Genomic DNA, 23201 nt, shown 5'->3' on the forward strand with positions numbered 1-23201 from the left:
GACGGGCGAATGAGTACCTACTGGTGTCCGCGAGCGTGGCTGCCCGGCGGAGTGGCGGAGGCCGTGCGGATCGATATCGCCGAGGGAGTCATCACCTCGGTGGTCGCCGGTGAGAAGCCCTGCGGGACGGTGCTTTCCGGACTCGTGGTGCCCGGCTTCGCCAACGGGCACTCGCACGCCTTTCATCGGGCGCTGCGCGGGCGGACGCATGGCGATCGCGGTAGCTTCTGGACCTGGCGGGAGCAGATGTACGCGGTGGCACGGCGATTGGAGCCGGATTCGTACTATCGGCTGGCGCGGGCGGTGTACGCGGAGATGGTGCTGGCCGGGTATACGAGTGTCGCCGAGTTCCATTACCTGCACCATCCGGGGCGCGGGCAGCGGTATGCCGACCCGAACGAGTTCTCCCACGCTCTGGTCGCCGCGGCTGCCGATGCGGGGATTCGGCTGACGCTGCTCGATGTGTGTTATCTGGCAGGTGGTTTCGGTGAGCCGACCACGGGGGTGCAGCAGCGGTTCGACGATGGGGATGCCGAGGCTTGGGCGCGTCGCGTCGAATCCTTCGATCCGGCAGGTGAATTGGTCATTACCGGCGCTGCCATCCACTCGGTGCGTGCCGTGCCCGCCGAGCAGATACCCGTGGTCGTGCGCGGTGCGGCCGGGCGGCCGCTGCATGTGCACCTGTCGGAACAACCCCGCGAGAACGAGGAGTGTCTGGCCGTCCACGGCTGCACGCCGACCCAATTGCTTTCGGCGGCAGGTGCTCTCATTCCGCGCACGGTGGCGGTGCATGCCACGCACCTCACGCCCGGCGACATAGCCGAGCTGTCCGGCTGCTGGGTTTGCCTGTGCCCCAGCACCGAGGCCGATCTCGGCGACGGCATCGGCCCGGCCCGTGCCCTCGCGGATGCGGGTGTGCGCGTCTCGCTCGGCAGCGACGGTCAGTCGATCATCGATCCCTGGTTCGAGACGCGGGCGCTGGAACTCCACGAGCGACTCGCGAGCGGGCGACGGGGATGCTTCGAGGTCGGCGAACTGCTCGCCGCGGCCACCGCGCACGCCGCGTCCGGGTGGACGAACCTGGGAGCGATCGCACCCGGCCGCGATGCCGACCTGGTGTGTGTGGACACCGAGTCGTCCCGCACGGCTGGCGCGAAGGACGCCGGAATCCTCTTCGCGGCAACGGCATCCGACGTCACCGACGTGATGATCGCGGGCCGCTGGGTGGTGCGCGACCGCACCCACCGAACCGTCACCGATGTGCCCGCCGCCCTCGCCACCGAGATCGGAGCGCTATGGCAGTGAACCCCGCCGCGACCGTCATCACCGGCATCGGTGAACTCACCACCAACACAGACGAATTCGGCGTCATGCGCGATGCCGCCCTGGTCCTGGAGGGCGACCGCATCAGCTGGATCGGCCCGTCCGCCTCCGCCCCCGACGCCGATCACCGTGTCGATGTCGGCGGCCGCGCCGTCCTCCCCGGCTGGGTCGACAGCCACACCCACCTGGTCTTCGCCGGCGACCGCACCGAGGAATTCGGCGCCCGCCTGAGCGGAATCCCATACTCCGCCGGAGGAATCCACACCACCGTCGCCGCCACCCGAGCCGCAACCGACGACGCCCTCGCCGCGAACCTCCGCCGCCTGCGCACCGAAGCCCTCCGCCAGGGCACCACCTACCTCGAAACCAAAACCGGCTACGGCCTCACCGTCCCCGACGAAAAGCGCTGCGCCTCACTGGCAGCCGAAGTAGCGGACGAGGTCACCTTCCTCGGCGCCCACGTAGTCCCACCCGACTTCACCCCCGACACCTACCTCGACCTGGTCTGCGGCCCCATGCTCGACGCCGTCGCCGACCACGTCCGCTGGATCGACGTCTTCTGCGAGACAGGCGCTTTCGACGCCACCCAATCCGCCCGAGTCCTCGAAGCAGGAAAGTCCCGAGGCCTCGGCCTCCGAATCCACGGCAACCAACTGGCCCCCGGCCCAGGCGTCCAACTGGCCGTCCACCACGGCGCAGCCAGCGTCGACCACTGCACCTACCTCACCGACACCGACATCGAGGCCCTGGCCGCCTCCGACACGGTCGCCACCCTCCTCCCCGCCTGCGACCTCTCCACCCGCCAACCCCTACCCCCGGCCCGCCGCCTACTCGACGCCGGAGCCCGAATAGCGCTGGCCACCAACGCCAATCCGGGATCCTCGTACACCACCTCGATGCCATACTGCGTCACCACGGCCATCCTTCAAATGGGCCTCACGGTCTCGGAGGCCATTTACGCGGCCACCGCGGGCGCGGCCCTGTCCCTCTCCCACGACCTCGCCGCCTCCGGTGCGGTAGGCGTTCTCCGCCCCACCGCCACCGCCAACCTCCACATCCTCGACGCCCCCTCCGCCATCCACCTCGCCTACCGGCCCGGTGTACCCCTCACCCGGTCGGTATGGCTCAGGGGTGCGGAGGTTTTCGGATCGCTCCCGGGGTAGCGCCGTCAATCCAGATCGATCCGCACCGTCATCAGATCGGTGCCCACCACCCGCACCGCCGCACTGTTCGCCCTCGGCAGCGAGCGCAGACGGGCGATGGGATCATCATCGGGCAGCAGGTGGGCGGTGCCGGTATGCCACCGGCCGCGCAGCCGCAGCCGAACCCGATTGTCGGCCTGAATATTTCGAACATATTGGGACCGGGTGCCGAATTCGGAGACCAGCCAGAAGGAATTGCCGCTCCGCCGCCCGCCGATCGGTGTGATCCGCGGCTGTCCGCTGACCCGTCCGGTCGTCTCCAGCAACGTCTGGACGGGCAATCGTCCCAGAATCGGATTACCAACTCGCCGTTGAAATCCCGTCACCAGCGCATGCTGCACATCGCGTCGGTTCACCATGTCACCGACGCTAGCACCAGGCCTCACCGTGCGAGCTGCAACACCAGCGTCGCCGCGGCCGGAGCCAGGTAGAGCAGCGGGAACGGTGTTGTCTTGTACGAGCGAGCGCGAATGGTCGTGGCCGCCGCCCCGGCGAAATACAGAATCAAGCAGACGGCCGCCGCGACACCCACCGCCGGAACGAAGAACCCGGCGACAAGACCCAGCGCCCCAGCCGATTTCGCCAGCGCCAGCAAATTCCACCACGACTGCGGCACGCCATATTGCACCAGCGGCTCCACCACGAATTCCTTCTTCGAAAACAGCGAATACCCCGAGAACCCGATCCACAGAGCAGCCACGACCCCGACGATGTGGTAGGCGATATTCATGAAACTCACGTCCTTTCGGTAACGATCACTCGATCGCCTGAATGACGGAACGCGTCCCCGATGTGTGACATCTGCTGGTCAATCGCCTTTGAGCGCCTGACGGCGGTGTGCTGCCGAAGCAGTCGTCAACTAGTGGTTGACGGAGGATCTTGCGTCAACTATTAGTTGACGCAAGGCGATGGGTCGTGGATGGCTCTCGCCGACCGCACATCGAACCGAGGAGTCGCAATGGAAGCCTTCGAAAGTGCTGCGCACCGGCAGGTCGAGTCATCGGGCAGGCGGGCAACGGTCATCGGCGCGGGCATCGCCGGGTTGGCTGCCGCGCTGCGACTGCGTCAGGAGGGCTGGGACGTCGTCGTGGTCGAACGCGCGCCGAGTCGTCGCAGTGGTGGTTACCTGGTGAACCTGCACGGACCCGGATATGCCGCCGCCGAGCGGCTCGGGCTGCTACCGGCGTTGACCCCTCGCGATCTCGGATTCTTCACCTCGGCACTGGTCCACGCCGACGGCCGCGAGAAGCTCCGGATTCCCGCCGCGGTCACCGAGGCCGCTGTCGGGGACCGGGCATTGAGCTTGTTCCGCGGCGATCTGGAGTCGGCACTCTACGACGCCGTCGCCGAGTTCGCCGATATCCGTTTCGGCACCACCGTAGGCGCCATCACCCAGTCCCCTGGCGAGGTCGACGTCACCCTCAGCGACGGCACCCACCTCCACACCGAACTCCTCGTCGGCGCCGACGGCGTGCACTCCCGCGTTCGAGAGCTCGTATTCGGTGCCGAGTCCGAGTATTTCGTGGACCTGGGCCATATGGTCGGCGCGTTTCCGCTGGAAACACCTCCCGCCCACATGCCCGACGGTCTGGGCCACACGTTCATCGGTCCCGGACGCACGGCCGCGGTGATGAACATGGGCCCGGAAAGGTCCTCGGCGTTCTTCGCCTACCGCTGCCCCGACCCCGGCGCCGAACTCGCTCTCGGCGCCGCACCCGCCCTCACCCGCGCCTTCGGCGACCTCGGCGGCGGCGTCGCCGACGCACTCGCTCAACTCGACACCGCCCCCGGCGCCGCCTACTTCGATTCGGTCGGCCAAATCGAGCTGGACCGCTGGAGCCATGGCCGAGTCGTCCTGCTCGGCGACGCGGCCTGGTGCGTAACGGTATTCGCCGGCTACGGCGCCGCCCTGGCCCTCGACGGCGCCGACCGCCTCGGCACCGCACTGGCGGCACACGGCAACAACATCCCCACCGCCCTCCACACCTGGGAAACCGCACTACGCCCGGAGGTGCACAAGCGACAAGCCCTGGCACGCAAGGGCATAGCCCGATTCGCCCCACCCTCCCGCACCCACGTGCGAGCGACCGAACTACTGCTCCGCGCAATCCAACTCCCCATCCTCCGCACCCTCGTCCAACGCTCCATCCACCGCGCCAACAACTAACCACCCCAACGGCCCGTCGACGAGAATGCATTCGGGCACGCAAACGTCGAGAAGGCCTCTGCCTCAGTGCATTCTCCTGGTGCATGAGCTGCTGCTGGCCGCGAATGTCCGGAAGTGCCTGCGGGTTCAGGCGGAGTTCTGATGTCGGTGCGTGGCCGGCCCGCCCCGAATATTCGCCTCGTCCTCGCTGGTGATGGGCCTATTCCTACACAAACCGGTGTGGGATGGCAGTTTCCTGCCAAATTCCGTGCGGAAATGTAGGAATAGGCCCATTCGAGATGGCCGGGCGTGCCGATGGGTGGTGCACTCGGGGTATCGAGTGCGAGCTGTTGGAGTTGAGACGTCCCGACCGGGGTAGACGTGGGGAGTTCTTACCGAACTGTGAACTGTTCGGTGGATCGGCTGTTTTGGTTCGACTTCGAGGTGCGTTGCACACGATCGTGGATCTCGTTTCGGGAATCGATGCGAGGAGCCAGGTATGGATTGGGAGGATATGCCGCCACGACCGAGCCGGCGCGCCGTGCTGGGCGCGGGTCTGGTTGCCGGGGCGGGGGCGGTCAGTGTCGGGGGGTTTCTGTTCGCCGGGAACGCGGTGGGGCCGGCGCGGTTGACCGCGCGTCGGGTCGTGGATGGTTTGCAGAGCGCCAATGGGTTCGTGCCGGGGTATCGGCGTAACCACGCGAAGGGGATCGCGGTCGCGGGGCGATTCGACAGCAGTGGTGACGGCGCGGAGCTTTCGGCCGCGTCGGTGTTCCGGGCGGGCAGCTATCGGTTCGACGGGCGGTTCTCGCTGGCCGGAGGGAAGCCCTTCACGCCCGATACCGCCGCTGCGCGTAGGGGATTCGGGCTGCGGCTGGCCTTGCCCGAGGGTGAGGAATGGCGGCTGGCGTTGCTCAATATCCCGGTCTTCACCGATGCCTCGGCGCAGGACTTCCACGACCGCACCGCCGCTTACGCACCCGACCCGGGGACCGGGAAACCCGATCCCGCGCGGGTGTGTGACTACGTGGGCGCGCATCCGAAGACCGCCGCCGCACTGCGGGTCATCGAACAGCAGCCGGCCACCGCGAGCTTCGCGACATCGACCTTCCACGGTCTCAATGCCTTCGAATGCGTCGATGCCCACGGGCGCGCGACGCCGGTGCGGTGGCGGCTGGAACCCGAAACCGTCGACGCTACCGCCGCGTCCGGGGACGATCAGCTCTTCGCGAGTCTGGCTCGCGATATCCGCCGGGGTCCGGTGCGGTGGAAAATGATTGCGGTGGTGGGTATTCGGGGTGTCGACCCGACCGATGACCCGACCGTCGCCTGGTCGGCCGACCGACGCCGCATCGAGCTGGGCACCGTGGTGGTGACCGATATCGCCACCGAGACCGCCGTCAATGTGCGGGATGTGAATTTCGATCCGCTCGTCCTTCCGAAGGGTCTGGCCGCCTCCGACGACCCTGTGCTGCAAGCCCGTTCGGCCGCCTACGCCGAGTCCTACCGTCGTCGTGCGGGCGAGCGGGCCGCGCGGCAGCCGCTGTGCGCGGAGGACCTGGCATGAGCGAGTCCACCGACGAATCCACCCCGGTGGTGGGCGCTCTGCTCGCCGAACCCGACGGTGAACAGCTGGAACACGGTGATTCCCAGGAAGATTCACTCGAACCCGAGCCCGACCCCGCCTTCGATCCGCTGACGCGGGGGCTGCACTGGCTGATGGCGGTGCTGATCGTCGCCATGTTGTTCCTCGGCGCCGCCATGGTCGGGACGATCGGCGATTACGGTGTGCTGCTGAGCATTCACCGCACGGTCGGCCTGGCCATCCTGGCTCTGGCCTTGGTGCGCATGGCCAATCGAGTACTGCGCCGTGCCCCTGCCTCGCACGCACGCCTGTCCCGCGGTGAGCGCTGGGCCGCGTTCGCCTCGGAGCTGACCTTGTACGTGCTGTTCACCCTGCAACCGCTGCTCGGCTGGGCGCTGGTATCGGCATCGGGCATACCGGTGCGGGTCGCCGGCGAGGTGCGCCTACCGGCCATCGCCCCCGAAAACGCGCGCCTGTACGCCGAACTGCACCTCGTCCATACCTGGCTGGCCTACGCCCTGCTGGCACTGTTCACCGCCCACATGTGCGCGGTGCTCTGGCACGCCGTCGTCCTCCGCGACGGTTTGCTGCGCCGGATGCTCCCGGCCTCCCGTCTGCGGCGTGAACGACGGAGTTCATAGCGGGTGTGAGGGCGGGGCGGTGAGGGTGAGGCGGAATTGGGTTGGGGTGGTGGAGGTTTGGGTTCGGAAGAATTTGGTGAAGTTGGCGGGGTCGTCGAAGCCGAGGCGGCGGGCGCATTCGGCGGTGGTGATGGGGGAGTGGGCGAGGAGGCGTTTGGCTTCGAGGGTTACTCGGGCGTTGAGGTATTGCTTGGCGGTGGTGGAGGTGGCGGCTTGGACCGCGCGGGAGAGGGTTCGGGGGGAGTAGCCGAGTTGGGCTGCGTACCAGGCGACTTCGCGGGTTTGGGAGTGGTAGCGCTCGGCCAGGCGGGCGAAGCGGTCGAAGAGGTCGGTGGGGTCGGGGAGGGGTGGGAGGGCGGTGGAGAGGCGGAGGGCGAGGGCGCTGAGGAGGTGGCGGAGGATGGCGGGGTTGGGTGGGGTGGCGGTGTATTCGGTGATCAGGTGGGTGAAGGCGGCGTCGGTGAGAGGGGTGGCGGGGAGGATCGGTGGGGTGGCGGGGGAGGGGAGGTGGGCTTGGGCTGCGGCAGGGATGAGTTCGGGGCGGCAGAGGAGGGCGTAGCCGTGGAGGTCGGTGAGGTCGTCCCAGCGGTGGGTCCAGCCGGGGCGGATCCAGGCGAGGGTGCCGGCGGTGAGGGGGTGGGTGACGAAATCGACTGTGATGCTGCCGGTTCCGGCGGTGCAGTGGGCGAGGACGTGGAAGTCGCCGCGGACCACGGCGCGACCGGCCACCGGCATGGGGCGCAGCTGGTCGAAGGTCAGCAGTTCCAGGCCCGTGGCCGAGCCGGGCTTGAGCGCGTATTGCAGGGTTCGAATCGGTTGTCCATTTTTGACCATGAGCGGTCACGAATCTACCTGGCCGGGACGGGTTTGGGGACCATACCGTCCAGGTATGAAGAAAATCGCCGTTGCCGGAGGATCACTTCCGATTCACCTGCACGAGGGCGTGTCCGACGCGCCGACACTGGTATTCCTGCACTACTGGGGCGGGTCGCACCGCACCTGGGATCCGCTCATCGACCAGCTTGAATATCCGGGGCGAATGGTCACTTATGACCATCGCGGGTGGGGCGAGTCCCGGGAGCTGCCCGGCCCATACGACATCTCCCAGCTGGCCGCCGACGCCCAATGCCTGCTCACCGAGCTCGCACCGGAGCGCTTCGTGCTGATCGGGCATTCGATGGGCGGAAAGATCGCGCAGTTGCTGGCATCCCGTCGTCCGGCCGGGCTGGAAGGCGTGGTGCTCATCGCTCCGGCGCCCGCGCGCCCGGTCGTCACTCCCGACGAACAGCGGCAACTGGTGCACGCCTACGACAGCGCGGATGCCGTCGCCCAGGCGCTCGTCCATGTCCTCGCTCACCGGCCGCTTCCGGATACGTTGCGCGAGCAGGTGATTCACGACAGTCTCGCCGGATCGGCGGCCGCGCACGAGGCCTGGGCACTGGACTCCATCGCCCGCGACATTTCCGCCATCGTTCCGCGCATCGACGCTCCGGTTCTGGTCCTGGCGGGTGAGCACGACCGGGTCGACCCACCGGCGGTGCTCACCGAACACCTGCTGCCCTACCTGCCCACCGCGACGATGCGGATCCTCCCGGACACGGGACACCTTTCACCGCTGGAGAACCCACAGGCGCTCGCTGCCGAGATCCGCGCGGCGCTCGACCACCTGGCCGCTACTTCGCCTTCGCCCCTTTGAACTCGATGGCGGCGACCATGGCGCGGGCCAACTGCTCGGGATCGTCGCCGCCGAGCGTGGAATCGGTCAGTGCACCTTCGCGCCACAGGGTGGCGAAGCCGTGCACGAGCGACCAGGCCGCCAATCGGGCGGCAGGTCCGCCCGTCGCCGGTATCCCCAGTTCCAGTACTCCGGAACTCAATTCGCCGCCGGAGCGGGTCCGAGCGGCGATCAATCGCTCATCGTCCGCGCGCAGCAGATCGTGCCGGAACATCACGTCGAAATGCCCGGGATGATTGCGCGCGAACCGGATGTAGGCGACCGCGACCTCGCGGAAATCACCTGACGCCGAACGTAATTCGGCATCGAGCAGCTCGAAACCCTCGATCGCGAGCGCGGTCAGCAGGCCTTGCCGATTTCCGAAATGATGCGCCGGGGCCGCGTGCGACACCCCGGCCCGCTGCGCCAGCGCCCGCAGCGACACCGAATCGACCCCCTCGGCCGCGATCTGCTCGGCGGCGGCCCGCAGCAGGGCGGTCCGCAGATCTCCGTGGTGATACGCGCTCTTCGTCACTCCTCGATGGTCGCCCAGAATCTAGACATTGACAAGTTCCCGAGGTCGCGCCTATCTTGTCAGTGTCTAGATTGCTCCGATCACGAGGAGTCCGCGATGGCCCCCCTCATCGTTCTCATCATCGTCACCGGGCTGGCCCGACTGGCCGGCCTGCTGCACGCCACCGACTGGCTGAACTCCTGGCCGCATGCCGTCCGCCTCGGCCTGGCCGCCATGTTCGCCCTCACCGCCTCCGCGCACTTCCTGCAGCCCCGCCGCGACGCCCTGATCGCCATGATCCCGCCGCGCCTGCCCAACCCGGCCGCCCTGGTCACCCTGACCGGCGTACTCGAATTGGCCGGAGCGATCGGCCTTCTCATCCCCTGGGCCGCACCGCTCGCCGCGGTCTGCCTGGCCCTGATGCTGCTGTTCCTGTTCCCCGCAAACATCCGCGCCGCGCGTGCGAGCGGCGGAATCAAGACCATGCCGCTGCCCCTGCGCGGGCTGGTTCAGGTGGTCTTCATCGCGGCATGCGTGCTCGCCGCGTTCTGAAAAGTGTTCGGGGCCAGGGGAATAGCCGTGGCCCCGAATTCATGCCGATTGAGTCATTTTCAGGTCCAGCCAGTCATTTGATCGCGACCGGGCTGATCGGGGATCCCACCGCGCCCGGAACGTTCAGGGCGGGCGCGCACAGCAGGAAGTCGTAGACCCCGTCCTCGGCGCAGTCGCGGCCCAGTGCCTCCAGGTCCCAGATCTCGCCGAGCGGCATGCCCATATCGCGCAGCGCCAGCATGTGCAGGGGCATCATCACGCCGTCCTCGGGGCGCATCACCTCGACGGCGGGATTGTCGACGGCCACCGCGGCGATGTCGTGCTCGTGCAGCCATTCCGCGCAGCGCCAGCTCAATCCCGGACTGCCGCCGAACCATTCGGACTGCCTGCGGGTTTCGAGGAAGCGGGTCCACCAGCCGGTGCGGATGACGAGGATGTCGCCGGGCAGGAGTTCGACGCCCTGCGCCGCGATCACCGCGTCCAGATCGTGTGGGCCGACCACCGTCGCGGGTTCGAGCCGATCGAGGCCGCGGTACCTGGCGACGTCCAGCAGTACGCCGCGCCCCACCACACCGCCGCGCGCCGCGACGTGCTCGATTCCGAGTTTGGTAGCCCCTCGGCTCGTGACGGCCGCAGCCGGATAGCCGTTGTACAGCAGCCCGTCGTAGTACACGTGCGAGAGCGCGTCCCACTGCGTCGCGGCCTGCAGCGGCATCATGATGTAGTCGTCGTTGAACCGCATCGGACTGTTCGCGTACATGGCCGCGATCTGTGCATCCCCCGCACCGCCCCACTCGGCGAGATGCGTCGCGAGATCGGCGTCACCACCGTCGACGGCCATCAGATGAATGGGATTGCGCCGGAACCCGCTGGACCCCTGCGGCCCGTCCGCGTCGAACGGCACCCCGAGCGCGATACCGCGCCCCTGACGTGCGCGGGTGGCCGCATACGCAATGCGCTCCGGGGTGAGCAGATTCAGCGTCCCGAGCTGGTCGTCTGCACCCCACCGTCCCCAGTTGCGCACTCTCTCAGCGGCTTTGCGCCAGGCTTCGGTCACGGGGACGCCTCCATCCGACGGGTCGGTTCGATCTTTACCCGGTCCCGCGGAGCCTGTCGAGGGTCAGTCCCGGTCGGTCTGGTTGGATGGGCGCAGTGACCAGCGTTCCCTTCCGATTGATCGGCGACCAGCGGCTGGACCGGGTCATGCCCGCCTGGGCCGAGTCCTATCCGCCCTACGACACGGTCGTCGGCTACTCGGATCTCGGTCACGCCTTCCTGATGAGCAGCCGCACCGGCGAATACGGCATCTTCGACCCGTACAGCCCCGGCGTGAAGGACTACGGCGTCTTCACCGAGGTCACCGACTTCGTCAGCCAGGTGCTCTTCGACCCGAGCGTCATCACCTACGTCCTGCAACCCGGGCACGTCGCCGAGATCCGCAAGCGACTCGGCCCGCTCGGCGACGACGAGGTCTACATCGCCACCCCGTACCCGTTCCTCGGCGGGTCCGAAGCGCCGGAGTCGTACCAGAAGGGCGGCGTCTGGGTATTCTTCGACCTTGTGGCGCAGGCGCACGAGGACGAATGACTCCCGACGAGTTCGACGAGCTGGCACGCGCGGAGGACTACCGGTCGATTCCGCGGCTGACAGCCATGGTGTTCGACGATTCGCTGCCCGAGTCGATACGCGACCGCGCCTCACGGGTGCTGGAAGGCTTCGACGACTCCGTCACCGGCGAACAATGCCGAACCTGGTGGGCTGGTGGAGATCCCGTGGTCATGCGGCATGCGTTGCGCTTCATGACTCGCGCCGAGGCCGACATCGTGACCGCCGTGGCGGGTGACGATACGCATCCATCGCAGGCACTCGCTCTGCGAACCATGAGTTTCGGGTACGGGGAAGCCGAATTCGTGCCGTTACTCGTGCGCGCACTGTCGCATGGTGATTCCCGGGTCCGCAGGGCGGCAATCGAGGCGTCGTTCTGGGAAGAGCCTGCGGCCGCCGAGACGGGATTGCTGGCTGCCGCGAATGACGAGACATTCGAAGTAGCCGAGGCGGCACTCGAGGCGCTGCCGTACTACGCCACTCAGCGGGTACTGCGTGGTGTCGCCGAACTGCGAGCCCATCCGGACGCGCGAATCGGTGAGGCTGCCACGAAGGCATTCGAAGACCTGCGCGAAACATTCGAGGATGCGGCATCCGAAGGAGACCCGAAAGCCGTTGCCCTGCTGCGTCAGTGGATGCGGCCGGTGCGCGAACTAGTGGCCTGGCCGGAGGAGATCACTCTAAGTGAACGGGGTCAGCCCATTTCCCGGCAATGGCCGGCGGTGGTCCCCGAACCCGGCTTGATAGCTCTGCTCGACAACCCGGACACCGATCGGGAAGAGCTCGAGCGGACTCTGCGCGGGGTCGACTGGACGGGTTACGACTCGGACGAGCGGGAACGGGCGGCCGCTCGACTGACGACTCACCCGAATCCGCTTGTTCGCGAAATCGGCTGCGCCGCACTGGTCGACTGGGATCGCACGGACGACCTCATGCGTATGACGGGGGACACCAGTTCCAACGTCCGCAAGTCGGCGATCTACAACCTCTCACTCCTCCCTGCGAATCCCGCTGTCGCCGAACTGGCGTGGCGGTACCTGCCCACCGTGACCGGGACGGCGGCACAAGAGGCCCTCAAAGCCTACGTCGCTCACGCGGAAGGCTCGGCGACCGATCGGCTCGTCGAGCTGGTTCGGTCCGATCCGCGCGAAGCCGTTCGCTACGAAGCCATTCACGCTTTGGGGAAGCTTCGTGCCGTCAGGGAGGTTCACGGCCTCGCCGATCTGCTCGCCGAGCCACCGGGTGTCCACTGGGGCGTCCATACGGCCCTGCTCTGGGTTTTGCGCGAGCTCGAGCTCGCCACGCCTCTTCCCGCGCAGCTAGCCACCGTCGACAACCTCCATCTTCAGATTGCCATCGCTCGATACACCGCGCACCAATCGTGATCAACCGCCGCTTCGCGGTGCGGAACAGACGGTATGGTCGGGAGGTTGTGCGCTCCCTCGGGTCCGGCCCCGCCGCGACCGGGCGGTGAGCCGTTGAAAGGGAGTGGTGGACATGGTCGTTCGTCGCAGCTTCGCAGTCGTCGCCCGGCGCGCCGCGCTGGCAGCGGGTGCCGTGGGTGCGTGTGCCGCGTTGACGGCGACGGCCGTTCCTGCCACGGCGGACAGTGCCGATCTCGGTCGGATCGGCGGAATCGAATTGCTGGACAGCGCATGGTCTTTCGACAAGGCGGCGGTATCGCTCGGCCTCACCTATTCGACCACCGATCAGCGTGGTAATCAGGCCCGCGCCACCGCCGGCCTGTACCTGCCGGCGGGTCTGCCGCCCGCCGGTGGCTGGCCGCTGGTCGTGTGGGCGCACGGCACCATCGGCATCGGCAATGATTGCGCGCCGTCGCACCGCCCGCAGTCGGAGCGGAATCGCAACTACTTCAACCAGATTCTCGACAATGGTTATGCCGTCCTGGCTCCCGACTATCAGGGCCTCGGCACCGGCGGCAACTTCAGCTACTACAACACGGCCGTCGAGAGCCGCTCCCTACTCGACGCCGTCACCGCCGCCCGCGGGCTCCCGGTTCCGCTGACCGGCCACTATGTGCTGGTCGGCCAGTCCGAGGGCGCGCACGCCGTCATGAGCGCCGCCGCGCTCTACGCCCAGAACCCCAGGTACGCACCGGGACTCAATGGCGTGATCGCCACCGGCCTGCGCACCAACCCCGCCAAGAGCCTGCGCGAGATGTTCCGCAGCAGTTCGACCGGCTCCGACAACCAGGTCGGCTACGCGGGTTACTACCTGGCGGCGATGGAGGAACTGAATCCGGGGAGCGTGGCCCCCTATCTCTCCGAATTCGGCAGGGAGTACGTGGAAAAGGCTGCCACCGAATGTCTTTCGGACCTGGTCGCCGAGGCGCACGGCCGCCGTCCGGCCGCCCTGGTGGCCGATCCGGACCGGCCCACGCCGACCTTCGAATCGGATATCAAAGCCCTTGTCTCCTACCAGGAGAAGGTCCCCGCCGACCTCATGATCGGCTACGGCACGGCCGATATCGACGTCCCTCCGACCGACACTCCCGCCTACGGTCCCGCCCTGCAATCCCGAAACCCGTGGGCGACGGTGACCGTCAACGCCTACCCCGGCAAGGACCACAGCGGCGCGTTCCTGGCCTCACTGCCCGACGCCCTCGACTTCCTCCACACCCACCTGCCCTAGAACCGGTTGAGCGGACGAATCTGCGGCGACACAGCGGAATTGATCTGCAAGGCGATAATCAGCCCGATACTCAGATAGGTGCTGAGCGGGCACAGCGCCACGGCCACCGCGTACAGCACCTGAACCACCACGATCCGATTGCGAATGGCCGCAATATCTTCCGGCGTCGTCGTATCCGCCCAGAGTTCGGCCCGCCCCGCGTAACGCAGCCCCGCGAGCTGTGCCAGACCGAGATACAGCAGATCCACCCAGTACACCAGCAACGCCAACCGCGACTGCGGGAATGCCGCCAGCAGTGCGGTCGCGAACGGCACCATGGCCACGCCGAACAGGAACATCAGGTGGATCCACGCCAGTGACCGATCCGCGCGGGCCAGCAGGTTCAACTGCGTCTGCTGCCCGATCCAGAACATGCCCAGGGTGAGGAATCCCAGGAAGCAGATGAGGAATTGGGGCCCGACATGGGTGAGGGCATGCCACACCGGCTCCTCGGCCGACACCGCGCCGTCGGACCACAACAGCCGTTCGTGCCAGGCCTCGGAGGCCGGGACATGCAGCTCCAGCACGAGCAGAGTCATGGCGACGGCGAAAATGCCGTCGCTCAATGCCGCCAGGCGACCCAGGTCCTGAGCGGCAATGCGGTGATATCGAGCCATGGGTCGAAACCCTAACCGCGTTGCCGCACAGGCTCTCCCGAGCTGTCCTCGTCTTTCTCCGCGGATACAGACGTGGGCCGGTGTGCCACCGGTTGGTCGGACCGGTGGCACACCGTGGGTTACCGGCTATCAGGGGTTGGGTTGCCAGCACGCCAGCGGCGGGCCCGGCGGGTAGAGCAACGACCAGCCGATCAGCGCGCCGATGCCCGCGCCGATCGCGGCGCCGGGGAAGGCGCTCAGGGTGCCGCCGATCACGCCGCCGACTAGGGCCCCGAGAATGGCGTTGCACTGGTGCATCGTCACGTCCGGGTCATCGACGGGCTGGGAGGTGTCGGGGGCCGTGACACTGGGTGCGGGATCCACCTCGAGTGGATCCGCGTTCGCCGTGCCCGCCGCGATCAGGGTGCTGGCCGCGACCGCTAACAATGCAGTTGCTGTCGATCGTTTGACGCTCATCGCTCCTTCTTCCGTGGCTGGTAGAAGTGCTATCGCGAGTGAATGTGCAACCTGTTGGCTAATCCATGCGTACCACCAACGGCGGTGGTTTACGCCGTTTCGGGAAATTTGTGACCGCTGGGCTATTCGGCCGTGATCGACGAGTCGCGGTGTGTTCGAACACCTATACGGTGTTCGTATGCGGATTGAGATCACCAGCGACCCGGTCGAGTTCCGCGCCCGGGTGGCCGGCTTCCTGGAGCGGGATCCCTTGCGGCACACCGTGATGTGCACGGTCGTGGAGAACGAGATCACCGGTCTCACGGTCACTGAGGAACTCTCGTATTTCGCATCGGTGCACGAGGGTGACGAGGTGATCGGTGTCGCCATGCGCACGGCCGGGCGTGGGGTGTGGCTGGGCGAGGTGCCCGAGCGCGCCATCCCGGAGCTGGTCGAGCGCTTCGCCGAGCTGCTGCCCGAAATCCGCGATGTGGACGGATCCGAATCCGCCGCCCTCGCCTTCGCGCAGGGCTGGGCCAGGCTGCACGGCACGACCCCGCGTCAGGTGCTGGCGGAAAGGCTCTACCGGCTCGGTGAGCTGCGCATACCGCGCGCTCCGGGTGCGCCGCGCCGGGCCACCGAGGCCGATCTCGAGCTCTGCGGGCGGTGGGTCGCGGCCATGGCTCGCGAATTGGAGGCTTTCCACCTGGGCCTGAGCGAATCCGCGCTGCGCGCACGGATCCGGGCGGGCCGCTGGTGGCTGTGGGAGGACGACGGCCGACCGGTGAGCCTGACTGCGCACCAGATCCCACTGCGAGGATGGGCCAGGATCGGCCCGGTCTACACGCCGCCCGAGACCCGGGCTCACGGCTACGCGTCCGCTCTGGTCGCGCACGTCGCGCAGGTGATACGCGACCTGGGCGCCGATGTCTGCCTCTACACCGAGCTCGGCAATCCGACCTCGAACAAGATCTACCAGGCGATCGGCTTCGAGCCCGTCCTCGACCAAATCATGTACGCCTTCGACTGATTCACGACCCCGAGGAGGAACCATCGTGCCCGCCGACCTGGTCGAAGTGGAATTGACGATCGACGGCCTGCGCCGGAGGTTCAGTGTGCGACCGCCGAACCGCGCGAACGCGCCGATCGTGCTGGTACTGCACGGCAATCAGAGCGGCATGGCCGAACCACCGGCCGAGCCGCTGATGTACGAATGGACCAGTTTCGCGCGGCACGCCGACGAATGGGGGATCGGCGTCGTATACCCGCAGGGGTGGGGCGGCTGCTGGGCGGACGGGAGAGGCGTGACCGATGCGGACGCGGCGGGAGTGGACGATGTCGCATTCCTGTCCGCCGTGATCGATTGGTGCGCGGCGCGATTCGACACCCCGGGCGATCGGGCCGTCGTGGCCGGAATCTCCAACGGCGCGTTCATGTCCCACCGGCTGGCGGTGGCGGCGGGCGATCGGGTGGCGGTCTTCGCGGCCGTTGCCGGCGGGTTCCCGGACGCGCTGGCCGGGATCACGCCCGGGTACGCGGTGTCGGCGCTGCTCATGAACGGTGACGCGGATCCGGCCGTGCCCATCACCGGCGGCTTCTCGCGCCGTCGCGGCCCGGACGGCGAATTGCGCGGTGGCACCTGGGGTTTGACGGAGTCCGCCAGGCATTGGCGCGGTATCGACGGGTGCGCCGGGCCGGGCGAGACGATCACGACCGAGGGATCCAGCCGCACCACCGCCGCCCAGGGCGTGGGCGGCACCGCGGTCATGGAATGGACGGTGTTCGGCGGCGGCCACACCTGGCCGGGTACACCCGTCCCCGAACGCTGGGCCGGGACGCCGGGTTCGGCCGTCTCGCTGGAATTCGATGCCGCCGAGGAGATCTGGCGGTTCGCGGAGCCGCTGCTCATTCCGGCGGAAGCCCGCAAACTCTGAGAAGAACTACCCGCCAAGGAGAATGGAATGGCACTGATCGGCAGACTGCTGCGGAATCGCCGCGCCGCCGCGGAGGATCTGGCCTGGTATCGGCCGAATCTGGGGGAGGGCGGGGTGTTCGAGATGACCAGCGGTGACTTCGAGCACGAGTCGCGGCTGGATATCCGGCATGCCATGAAACGGGTTGGTGGGCAGAATGTCTCGCCGGCGCTGGCCTGGTCGGGAGTGCCCGCCGGGACCGCGCAGTTGCTGCTGGTGGTAGAGGATCAGGACGCGCCGTTCGGTGGACCCTTCGTGCACGCGGTCGCGCTGCTGGAGGCCGGGATCGAGGGATTGCCCAGTGGCGCACTCGCTTCCGCATCCGCGCCCGCCGGTGTGCGGATCCTGCGGTCGAGCTGGGGTCGCGGGTATATGGGACCGGCCCCGATACCGGGGCATGGGCCGCATCGCTACGTCTTCCAGCTCTTCGCCCTGACCGAACCGCTCACCTTGCCCGGCGGCCGCCCGCCCGAATCGGCCAAACCGCGCGAGGTGCTGGCCGCCGCCAAGGCGCACGGCCGGGGTCGCATCGACGGCTTCTACGAGCGTCCCTGAGCTCGGAAATGACGAAGAGCCGCCGGCGAAAGCGCCTGCGGCTCAGAGTTTTCTGTAGACGATCATCAGTTGGCATTGACCGGCAGCGACAGCACCACCTCCTGTTCGTTCCCGGGCAGGTAGTGCACGCCCACCACCCGGCCGACCTGGACCAGCGAGACCGCGGCCGGGGGCAGGAACTTCTCGGTCCGCGCCTCGAAGGTGCTGCCGTCGGGGCGGGTAACCACCAGGACCAGATCCAGGCGCGAGTAGCCGTCGCGGATCTCGCCGGGCACGCTCAGCGAGCGCACCACCGCCTGGGCCGCGACGCCGCGCCGGGCGATCTCGATCTTGGCGGGAGTGGTGAAGCCCTTGCGAATCATGGCCGCGTTCATGGCATCCTGCGCCGCCGAGGTGTCGCCGGACAGATCCACCTCGACCTTGTCCAGGTTGTCGGGCAGGTAGCGGACCGGCAGCACCACGCCGGGGCGCAGCAGTGCCAGCTGGGTGAGCGGCACGATCATCTTGGCGTGCGAGGGGAACACCTTGCCGTCGGAGCCCTCGACCCGGAAGTCGATGCGCACCTGCGGCTGTTCGTTGAGGTAGACGCCGGTCTGGCGGACACCCTCCACGGTGCCCAGGCCCACCAGGCCGTTGCGGAACTGCGAGCTGTTGTTGCCGGTGAAGGCCGACATGATGCCGTCGCCGGTGAAGGCGAAGGCGATGGGGATGACGGTCAGGGCGATGATCGGCAGCGCCATCTGCGGGCCGACCCAGCCGAAGACATCGTCGGAGGTGAGGCCGTGCCAGAGGTAGTAGCCGATGGCCAGGATGCCGAAAACGATGGCGGCGAGGCGGATCTGGTTCTTCATGTGCTTTCCGGTTCGGAGATGTGAATGGACGTGAGGGATAGACCCGCTCATGCCCGATGGCACGAGCGGGGTGTAGCGGAGCCCCGGCGTCCGGGGCGGATTGCCGCGGCCTTGCCGGGTCGGACTAGCCGCCGACGACGGTGCTGCAGGCGAAGACGATCTCGAACTTCTCGGTCTTGGGCCCGGCCATCGGGTTGGACATGTCCACACCGCCGACGCCCTCACCGGTGACGGTGTAGGTGTTGCCGCTCTTGGTCACCTTCGCCGAACCACCCGGCATGCCGTTGCCGAAGCCCAGCGCGTACGGCTGGCCGTTGGCGCCGCCCTTGGTGCCCGCGATGCCGACCGCCTGCACGGTGTCGGTGCCGGTGATGGTGGCGCTCGCGGTGAGGGTGCCGTAGGTGGAGTTGTTCTGATCGGTCAGGGCCAGCGCCAGGTTGCCGCCCTGCTTCGCGCAGGTGGTATCGAACTTGCCGGTCAGGGCCTTGCCGTCGACCGAGGCCGAGGAGCTGCCGCCGGCGGGGGCATTGCCCGGTGCGGAGGTCTCGGGACCGGCCGGGGCGGCGTTGGTGGCCTTGGTGGTGGTCGTGGAGTTGGAGTCGCTGGAGTTGCTGCTGCATCCGGTGACCAGCAGGGCGGCCGCGGCGGTGGCGGCGAAGACGGCGGTGGTCAGGCGGATCGGCTTGCTGTTCATGGTCTTTCCTCGTTCTCGTGAAGCTGGCTCCGTGGTGGAACCGATGCCAGAACCGTAGGAATCGATACCGCCCCTACCGATCCCAACTTCCGGGTCGCGCTGGCCCCCGAAACCGGGATAACCTGGGCGAATGCGACGACCGCGGGCCATGGTGCTGGATGAGGTGTGGCGCCGCCTCGACGGTGTCGAACCCTTGAGCGGCCCACACGGCGGGCCGCTGCGGCGCACCGTCAAGCTGGTCCTGGATCCGCTGGTCATCCGACCGGTCCAGCACCCGGCCTGCGCGGGCGCCATGCTCTCCGCCGACGGCGCGGTGTTGCTGGCCGCCCGTGTACACGCCGCAGCCGACGTCCTGCGCGCCACCGCCGCCTGGTTCACCTTGCTCAAACAGACCCGGCGCGGACTGCGCATCACCGAGGGCAATGCCCAGGACCTCTACTTCCAGCGCTGCTTCGAACTCGCCACCATGCACGGCCTGCCCGACCCGGTCCGCGACCGCGCCACCGCCGAAGCCGCCCTCCGCGAAATCCACGGCCTCACCGCCGGTCGCACCACGCAGGCCCTGAAGGAATACCTGTCCGACCCGGCCCGCATCGCCGACCTCACCGACCTGATCCACACCGCCTGGCGCCGCCGACCCCTGACGGACGTCCCCGACCACTCCGAGGCCCTCTCCGAACTTCTGGAAGCCTGCGCCGCAACCAGATTCGACGACGCAGATGCCACCGCCGACCTGGACGAGGCGATCGCCGCATCCCTGGGCACCCACACCGGAATTCGACTTTGGCGCAACGACATCGCCCAGGAACTGGGCCTGACCCTCCATGACCTCCCGCAACCGCCCCGGGTGGGCGAATCCGCCTCCACCGCCACCCTCGGCCTCCCCTTCGACCGCACCATCCACGAGCGCATCTTCACCGTCCTGCAAGCCTCCAGCGAACGCGCCGACCTGCCGCCGATACCCGAACTGGTCGACGCCGAAATCGCCCGCTCCTGCGCCCCGTGGGCACTGCTGGACGAGTCCCTGCGCCTGGCCGCGGCCGCCGGAGCCGCCCTCGCGGTCACCTTGCGTCCGCTGGGCGGCCCGTCGCCCCGCGACAGTGCTGTCACCGCGGCGACAAACCTCGGCGATCGCACGGCTACAGGTGATCGGCCACTCGCGCTGACCGGCACGGCCGCAGGACTGCTGGGAGCCGCGGTCGGCCTCACCGGTACCGCCGCCGGGCTGCTGGGCACGGTGGCCGGCTTGGCGGGCCCGGCCACCGCCACCGCCGCGGTGGTCGGTGCGGTTGTCGGATCAACCAGCGCTGCAACCGGTTTGGCGGAGACGCCGCAGCCCCGGCCAGGCGCCGACGGGCTGCGCGCGAACGGTCGGAGCCAGGAAGTCGGCGGTGTCGGCGCGGTCGCGGGTGCGACGGCGGGTACCGGTGGTGCGCCGGCCTCCGAGGCTGACGGAGGGGCGGCCGCGCGGTTGATCAACTCGCGCTGGGCGCGGGAGGCGTATGTGTTGCAGGCGCGGCGGATGATGGTTCGGGAGGATGCTGTCGATGGGCCGCTCGGGGCGGTGGCGGCGGATTTGCGGGTGCCTTGGCGGCCGTATTTGCGGAGGTTGTGGGCGCGGTTGCATGGGCGGGATGTGCGGGAGTTCTCGGTGTATGCCGCGGATGAGCTCTGGGATCTGCTCGATGGTGTGGCGCGGTCGGTGATTTTGGACCACCGGATGCGAGTGAAGCGGGCGTTGGCCGCGAGTGCGGCGGTCGAGTCCGATGATCGGGAATCGAGGGCGGGATGAACTCGACGGTCACGATTCAGCGGTATCCCGATGGGCTGTACGGGATCGTTCCCGCGGGGGCACCTGCGGCTTTGGGGATGGCGCCCGGTCCCGACACCATGGTTTTGGAGGTGCTCGGCGGGCATCTCGTCTGGAATGTGCTTGACGGACAGGAACTCCCGGCCGCCATGATCGACGATCTCGACCTGGCTCAGGAATGGGTGTGGGCGATCTACGGCGAGCCGGTCGCGATAGCTCTCGATGGGGCGGGTACAGGGCATCCGGTCGAAGCGCCCACACCCCCTGTCACCGCCGTCGCGGCCGTGAGTGCCCGGCGACTTGCGTACGCGCACTGGGCATCTCGCTGGTGGCCTGCTTCCACTCTGGACGGCATCGCCGCGCTCGACTCGGATCTGCTCGATCGCGATATCGCGACGCTGACCGAGGAATGCGAGTTCTTCGTGGATGGTGCGGACGCTCTCGTGCCTTCACTTTCGGCGGTCGTCGAAAGTTCCTTGCGCGCTTCGGATTACGCCCTGGCCGCCGGGGATGGGCCTCAGGCCGCCGGAACGCTCGTACTCGCACGCGGCACCGGCGGCTGGGACTGGCGGCGCTGCCCGCCCGGCCTCGTTGACGCCTCCGAGTCCGCCGTGTCCTGGCAGCTCATCCGCGACGCGGGCACCACCACGGTGGCCATCACCGTCGCGGCCCACCCGGCCTTGTCCGCCGACCTCCCGGCTCATCTGCGTCCCTGGGCGCACATCGACACCGGGCGCGACGAGTTGGACACCGAGCTGCGGGCCGTCGATGACACCTGGATCGGTGAATACCCGCTGTCCGCACCGTCTTCCGCCGTCCGGATCGCCATCCACGTCCCCGGTTTCGGCCCGGTGCCGGACTCGGGCGAGCTCTTCGCGACACCCACGCCCACCGCGACCTCCCCGGACGCGGCGCTGCGCCAGCGCATCCGCGATTTCGCTTCGGCCAGATTGCGCGACGCGGCCATCCCGACGGCCGATGACGACCCGTTTGCCCCGCTGCTCGCCGAAATCGCGGCCGCCGCCGGAGATTCGGACTTCTGACATGCGGGACAGCGTCACCGGGGACAACGTGGCGGCCGACCGAAACGGCAATCCTCCGTTCGCGGGACAGGTTTCGGGCGGCGCGGCGGAAGCCGGCGGGGTGCGGGCGGGCGAGAGCGAACGCGGTGCCGAGAGTGCGTTGTTGCGGGCCGGGGCGGAGGCCGTGGGGCGGGGGGAGCTGTGGGAGGGGCTGCGGATTTTCGAGCGGGCCGTGGAGGTCGAGGAGGGGGATCTGCGGCTGTGCGCGCTCGTTGATGTGGCGGTGGTGATGGATCGGCTGGGGGATCATGCGGGGGCGGTGGAGCGGTTTCGGGAGGCGTTGGGGGAGATGCGGACCGACGCGCCTCGGATGTATCCGGGGGCGTTGATCGGGTTGTCGCAGGCGTTGCAGAACTTGGGGGATCTCGAGGGGGCGCAAGAGGCGTTGGAGCGGGCGCGGGCGGTTCTGGGCGGGGTGGATGCGCCCGGTGACTTGCGGCTGGCGTGTTTGGTTTCGTCCACCGCGGTGGCGTTGCATCGGCAGCAGTGGTGGCGGGCGCTGGATCTCGCGGATGAATCGTTGGATGCGGCACGGCGGTTCGGGCCCGAGCAGGCGGGACATCCGCTGATGAATCTGGCCGCCGCGCACTTCGAGACCGGGCGGTGGGAGCTGGCCCACGAATTCGCGGGGCAGGCGCTGGCGGCGTTCGAGGCGGTCGAGGATGTCGCCGGGGTCGCGGAGACACGGCAGAATCTGGCGCTGATGTACACGCGCTCAGGGTGTTTCGATGACGCGGAGCCACTGCTGGCTGCCGCTCAGGAGCATTTCGACGCGGCCGGGGTGGCGCATCGGGCCGGAATCGGGTTAAAGGTCATGGGGTTCATCGCCGAGCATCGCGGGCAGGTGGACGTGGCGAATGCGCGGTATCGGCAGGCGCTGCATCGGTTCGAGGAATCGCGGGCCGTCATCGACGCCGCCGACGTGCGACTTCGCCTGGCCGCTACCGCTTTTGCCGCAGGGCAGTACGAGGAGGGGGAGGCCGAGCTGGCCGCAGCCCGAGCCACCTACGCGGTGCGCGGTCTCGGCCTGCACTGCGCCCAGCTCGACTATTGGCACGCCGGACTCCTGGAGCCGCTGGTGACCCAGGTGCCCGGATTGCTGCCGCGGGCAGTGGATCTCGCGGTTCCGGCGGCTTTGGCCCTGGACGCCGTGCGCTACGAGCTGCCCGACGGCGCGCAGCGCGACAACTGGAACCGCCGCATCGTGAATC

25 protein-coding genes are annotated in these 23201 nt (G+C 68.2%); 16 read left to right on the top strand and 9 right to left on the bottom strand.

All coding sequences use genetic code 11. The features are described 5' to 3' along the window. Window positions 1-9 precede the first annotated feature (9 nt). Together ON43_RS38100 and hutI are read left to right on the top strand one after the other, a co-directional pair. On the top strand, window positions 10-1305 hold the full coding sequence (locus ON43_RS38100) for a formimidoylglutamate deiminase (protein WP_040815558.1): 1296 nt from the start codon (window positions 10-12) through the stop codon (window positions 1303-1305). After that, window positions 1296-2486 carry an imidazolonepropionase gene (hutI, locus tag ON43_RS38105; protein WP_040815559.1) on the top strand — a complete coding sequence of 397 codons (1191 nt, stop codon included), beginning with the start codon at window positions 1296-1298 and terminating at the stop codon, window positions 2484-2486. The genes ON43_RS38100 and hutI overlap by 10 nt, the downstream gene beginning before the upstream one ends. 5 nt (window positions 2487-2491) lie before the next feature. On the opposite strand, the gene ON43_RS38110 is transcribed toward hutI, so the two are convergent. Continuing rightward, window positions 2492-2884 carry a nitroreductase/quinone reductase family protein gene (locus ON43_RS38110; RefSeq protein ID WP_040815560.1) on the bottom strand — a complete coding sequence of 131 codons (393 nt, stop codon included), beginning with the start codon at window positions 2882-2884 and terminating at the stop codon, window positions 2492-2494. A gap of 23 nt (window positions 2885-2907) precedes the next feature. After that, window positions 2908-3255 (bottom strand): DoxX family protein, encoded by a 348-nt coding sequence (locus tag ON43_RS38115; RefSeq protein ID WP_040815561.1) that lies wholly within the window; start codon window positions 3253-3255, stop codon window positions 2908-2910. Window positions 3256-3483: 228 nt separating this feature from the next. Between ON43_RS38115 and ON43_RS38120 the strand changes: the two genes are divergently transcribed. The 3 genes from ON43_RS38120 (at window position 3484) to ON43_RS38130 (ending at window position 6897) form a co-directional block, all read left to right on the top strand. After that, window positions 3484-4692, top strand: coding sequence for an FAD-dependent oxidoreductase (locus ON43_RS38120; protein ID WP_051179872.1), 1209 nt, complete (start codon window positions 3484-3486; stop codon window positions 4690-4692). A gap of 478 nt (window positions 4693-5170) precedes the next feature. Then, the gene (locus ON43_RS38125) at window positions 5171-6238 is read left to right on the top strand and encodes a catalase family peroxidase (RefSeq protein WP_040815562.1); all 1068 of its coding nucleotides are present in this window, start codon (window positions 5171-5173) and stop codon (window positions 6236-6238) included. Continuing rightward, complete coding sequence (locus ON43_RS38130) at window positions 6235-6897, top strand: cytochrome b (protein WP_083914154.1); 663 nt, start codon at window positions 6235-6237, stop codon at window positions 6895-6897. The genes ON43_RS38125 and ON43_RS38130 overlap by 4 nt, the downstream gene beginning before the upstream one ends. On the opposite strand, the gene ON43_RS38135 is transcribed toward ON43_RS38130, so the two are convergent. After that, window positions 6892-7731 carry a helix-turn-helix domain-containing protein gene (locus tag ON43_RS38135; RefSeq protein WP_040815563.1) on the bottom strand — a complete coding sequence of 280 codons (840 nt, stop codon included), beginning with the start codon at window positions 7729-7731 and terminating at the stop codon, window positions 6892-6894. The genes ON43_RS38130 and ON43_RS38135 overlap by 6 nt on opposite strands. 55 nt (window positions 7732-7786) lie before the next feature. Here ON43_RS38135 and ON43_RS38140 point away from each other — a divergent pair, with 55 nt between their 5' ends. Then, window positions 7787-8593: an alpha/beta fold hydrolase gene (locus ON43_RS38140; protein ID WP_051179875.1), complete on the top strand. Its 807-nt coding sequence runs from the start codon at window positions 7787-7789 to the stop codon at window positions 8591-8593. Here ON43_RS38140 and ON43_RS38145 read toward each other — a convergent pair. After that, complete coding sequence (locus ON43_RS38145; protein WP_040815564.1) at window positions 8571-9146, bottom strand: TetR/AcrR family transcriptional regulator; 576 nt, start codon at window positions 9144-9146, stop codon at window positions 8571-8573. The genes ON43_RS38140 and ON43_RS38145 overlap by 23 nt on opposite strands. A 96-nt stretch (window positions 9147-9242) precedes the next feature. Between ON43_RS38145 and ON43_RS38150 the strand changes: the two genes are divergently transcribed. Continuing rightward, entirely contained in the window at window positions 9243-9677 is a 435-nt protein-coding gene (locus tag ON43_RS38150) for a DoxX family protein (protein WP_040815565.1), read from the top strand. 73 nt (window positions 9678-9750) lie between these two features. Here ON43_RS38150 and ON43_RS38155 read toward each other — a convergent pair whose 3' ends face one another. Next, window positions 9751-10734: a cyclase family protein gene (locus ON43_RS38155; protein ID WP_040815566.1), complete on the bottom strand. Its 984-nt coding sequence runs from the start codon at window positions 10732-10734 to the stop codon at window positions 9751-9753. A 95-nt stretch (window positions 10735-10829) separates the two neighbouring features. On the opposite strand from ON43_RS38155, the gene ON43_RS38160 reads away from it, so the two are divergent. From ON43_RS38160 to ON43_RS38170, 3 genes are all read left to right on the top strand, one after another. After that, window positions 10830-11264, top strand: coding sequence for a T6SS immunity protein Tdi1 domain-containing protein (locus ON43_RS38160; protein ID WP_051179876.1), 435 nt, complete (start codon window positions 10830-10832; stop codon window positions 11262-11264). Window positions 11265-11329: 65 nt separating this feature from the next. Continuing rightward, window positions 11330-12667: a HEAT repeat domain-containing protein gene (locus ON43_RS38165; RefSeq protein WP_157514356.1), complete on the top strand. Its 1338-nt coding sequence runs from the start codon at window positions 11330-11332 to the stop codon at window positions 12665-12667. Window positions 12668-12779: 112 nt separating this feature from the next. After that, window positions 12780-13934, top strand: a complete 1155-nt coding sequence (locus ON43_RS38170; protein WP_157514357.1) for an alpha/beta hydrolase — start codon at window positions 12780-12782, stop codon at window positions 13932-13934. On the opposite strand, the gene ON43_RS38175 is transcribed toward ON43_RS38170, so the two are convergent. Beyond that, on the bottom strand, window positions 13931-14590 hold the full coding sequence (locus ON43_RS38175) for a TMEM175 family protein (protein WP_040815569.1): 660 nt from the start codon (window positions 14588-14590) through the stop codon (window positions 13931-13933). The genes ON43_RS38170 and ON43_RS38175 overlap by 4 nt on opposite strands. Window positions 14591-14719: 129 nt before the next feature. Further along, the gene (locus ON43_RS38180) at window positions 14720-15046 is read right to left on the bottom strand and encodes a hypothetical protein (RefSeq protein ID WP_157514358.1); all 327 of its coding nucleotides are present in this window, start codon (window positions 15044-15046) and stop codon (window positions 14720-14722) included. 178 nt (window positions 15047-15224) lie between these two features. Between ON43_RS38180 and ON43_RS38185 the strand changes: the two genes are divergently transcribed. The 3 genes from ON43_RS38185 to ON43_RS38195 are packed head-to-tail and all read left to right on the top strand — an operon-like array spanning window position 15225 to window position 17553. Further along, entirely contained in the window at window positions 15225-16055 is an 831-nt protein-coding gene (locus ON43_RS38185; protein WP_040815571.1) for a GNAT family N-acetyltransferase, read from the top strand. A gap of 25 nt (window positions 16056-16080) precedes the next feature. Further along, a complete protein-coding gene (locus ON43_RS38190; protein ID WP_051179878.1) occupies window positions 16081-16959 on the top strand; it encodes a CE1 family esterase in 879 nt (292 codons plus the stop codon). A gap of 27 nt (window positions 16960-16986) precedes the next feature. Next, a complete protein-coding gene (locus ON43_RS38195) occupies window positions 16987-17553 on the top strand; it encodes a YbhB/YbcL family Raf kinase inhibitor-like protein (RefSeq protein ID WP_040815572.1) in 567 nt (188 codons plus the stop codon). A 65-nt stretch (window positions 17554-17618) separates the two neighbouring features. Here the strand turns inward: ON43_RS38195 and ON43_RS38200 are convergent, their stop codons facing one another. Together ON43_RS38200 and ON43_RS38205 are read right to left on the bottom strand one after the other, a co-directional pair. Further along, a complete protein-coding gene (locus ON43_RS38200) occupies window positions 17619-18404 on the bottom strand; it encodes a hypothetical protein (protein ID WP_040815573.1) in 786 nt (261 codons plus the stop codon). Between the two features lie 124 nt (window positions 18405-18528). Then, a complete protein-coding gene (locus ON43_RS38205) occupies window positions 18529-19098 on the bottom strand; it encodes a lipoprotein LpqH (protein ID WP_040815574.1) in 570 nt (189 codons plus the stop codon). Window positions 19099-19228: 130 nt separating this feature from the next. Between ON43_RS38205 and ON43_RS46570 the strand changes: the two genes are divergently transcribed. The 3 genes from ON43_RS46570 to ON43_RS38225 form a co-directional block, all read left to right on the top strand. Then, window positions 19229-20890 (top strand): hypothetical protein, encoded by a 1662-nt coding sequence (locus ON43_RS46570; protein ID WP_245568960.1) that lies wholly within the window; start codon window positions 19229-19231, stop codon window positions 20888-20890. Next, window positions 20887-21951: a hypothetical protein gene (locus ON43_RS38220; RefSeq protein WP_040815575.1), complete on the top strand. Its 1065-nt coding sequence runs from the start codon at window positions 20887-20889 to the stop codon at window positions 21949-21951. Before ON43_RS46570 ends, ON43_RS38220 begins: the two co-directional genes overlap by 4 nt. 1 nt (window position 21952) lies before the next feature. Further along, window positions 21953-23201, top strand: a 1249-nt coding sequence (locus tag ON43_RS38225) for a tetratricopeptide repeat protein (protein ID WP_051179880.1), incomplete at its 3' end; no start/stop codon positions are given.

The organism is Nocardia concava NBRC 100430 (genome assembly GCF_000308815.1).
In the GTDB taxonomy this organism is placed as follows: domain Bacteria; phylum Actinomycetota; class Actinomycetes; order Mycobacteriales; family Mycobacteriaceae; genus Nocardia; species Nocardia concava.

Excerpts from the sequence above, each read along its gene's own strand:
- ON43_RS38100 (WP_040815558.1), top strand. The coding sequence starts at position 10 with ATGAGTACCTACTGGTGTCCGCGAGCGTGGCTGCCCGGCGGAGTGGCG.
- hutI (WP_040815559.1), top strand. The coding sequence starts at position 1,296 with ATGGCAGTGAACCCCGCCGCGACCGTCATCACCGGCATCGGTGAACTC.
- ON43_RS38110 (WP_040815560.1), bottom strand. The coding sequence starts at position 2,884 with ATGGTGAACCGACGCGATGTGCAGCATGCGCTGGTGACGGGATTTCAA.
- ON43_RS38115 (WP_040815561.1), bottom strand. The coding sequence starts at position 3,255 with ATGAATATCGCCTACCACATCGTCGGGGTCGTGGCTGCTCTGTGGATC.
- ON43_RS38120 (WP_051179872.1), top strand. The coding sequence starts at position 3,484 with ATGGAAGCCTTCGAAAGTGCTGCGCACCGGCAGGTCGAGTCATCGGGC.
- ON43_RS38125 (WP_040815562.1), top strand. The coding sequence starts at position 5,171 with ATGGATTGGGAGGATATGCCGCCACGACCGAGCCGGCGCGCCGTGCTG.
- ON43_RS38130 (WP_083914154.1), top strand. The coding sequence starts at position 6,235 with ATGAGCGAGTCCACCGACGAATCCACCCCGGTGGTGGGCGCTCTGCTC.
- ON43_RS38135 (WP_040815563.1), bottom strand. The coding sequence starts at position 7,731 with ATGGTCAAAAATGGACAACCGATTCGAACCCTGCAATACGCGCTCAAG.
- ON43_RS38140 (WP_051179875.1), top strand. The coding sequence starts at position 7,787 with ATGAAGAAAATCGCCGTTGCCGGAGGATCACTTCCGATTCACCTGCAC.
- ON43_RS38150 (WP_040815565.1), top strand. The coding sequence starts at position 9,243 with ATGGCCCCCCTCATCGTTCTCATCATCGTCACCGGGCTGGCCCGACTG.
- ON43_RS38165 (WP_157514356.1), top strand. The coding sequence starts at position 11,330 with ATGGTGTTCGACGATTCGCTGCCCGAGTCGATACGCGACCGCGCCTCA.
- ON43_RS38170 (WP_157514357.1), top strand. The coding sequence starts at position 12,780 with ATGGTCGTTCGTCGCAGCTTCGCAGTCGTCGCCCGGCGCGCCGCGCTG.
- ON43_RS38175 (WP_040815569.1), bottom strand. The coding sequence starts at position 14,590 with ATGGCTCGATATCACCGCATTGCCGCTCAGGACCTGGGTCGCCTGGCG.
- ON43_RS38180 (WP_157514358.1), bottom strand. The coding sequence starts at position 15,046 with ATGAGCGTCAAACGATCGACAGCAACTGCATTGTTAGCGGTCGCGGCC.
- ON43_RS38185 (WP_040815571.1), top strand. The coding sequence starts at position 15,225 with ATGCGGATTGAGATCACCAGCGACCCGGTCGAGTTCCGCGCCCGGGTG.
- ON43_RS38195 (WP_040815572.1), top strand. The coding sequence starts at position 16,987 with ATGGCACTGATCGGCAGACTGCTGCGGAATCGCCGCGCCGCCGCGGAG.
- ON43_RS38200 (WP_040815573.1), bottom strand. The coding sequence starts at position 18,404 with ATGAAGAACCAGATCCGCCTCGCCGCCATCGTTTTCGGCATCCTGGCC.
- ON43_RS38205 (WP_040815574.1), bottom strand. The coding sequence starts at position 19,098 with ATGAACAGCAAGCCGATCCGCCTGACCACCGCCGTCTTCGCCGCCACC.
- ON43_RS46570 (WP_245568960.1), top strand. The coding sequence starts at position 19,229 with ATGCGACGACCGCGGGCCATGGTGCTGGATGAGGTGTGGCGCCGCCTC.
- ON43_RS38220 (WP_040815575.1), top strand. The coding sequence starts at position 20,887 with ATGAACTCGACGGTCACGATTCAGCGGTATCCCGATGGGCTGTACGGG.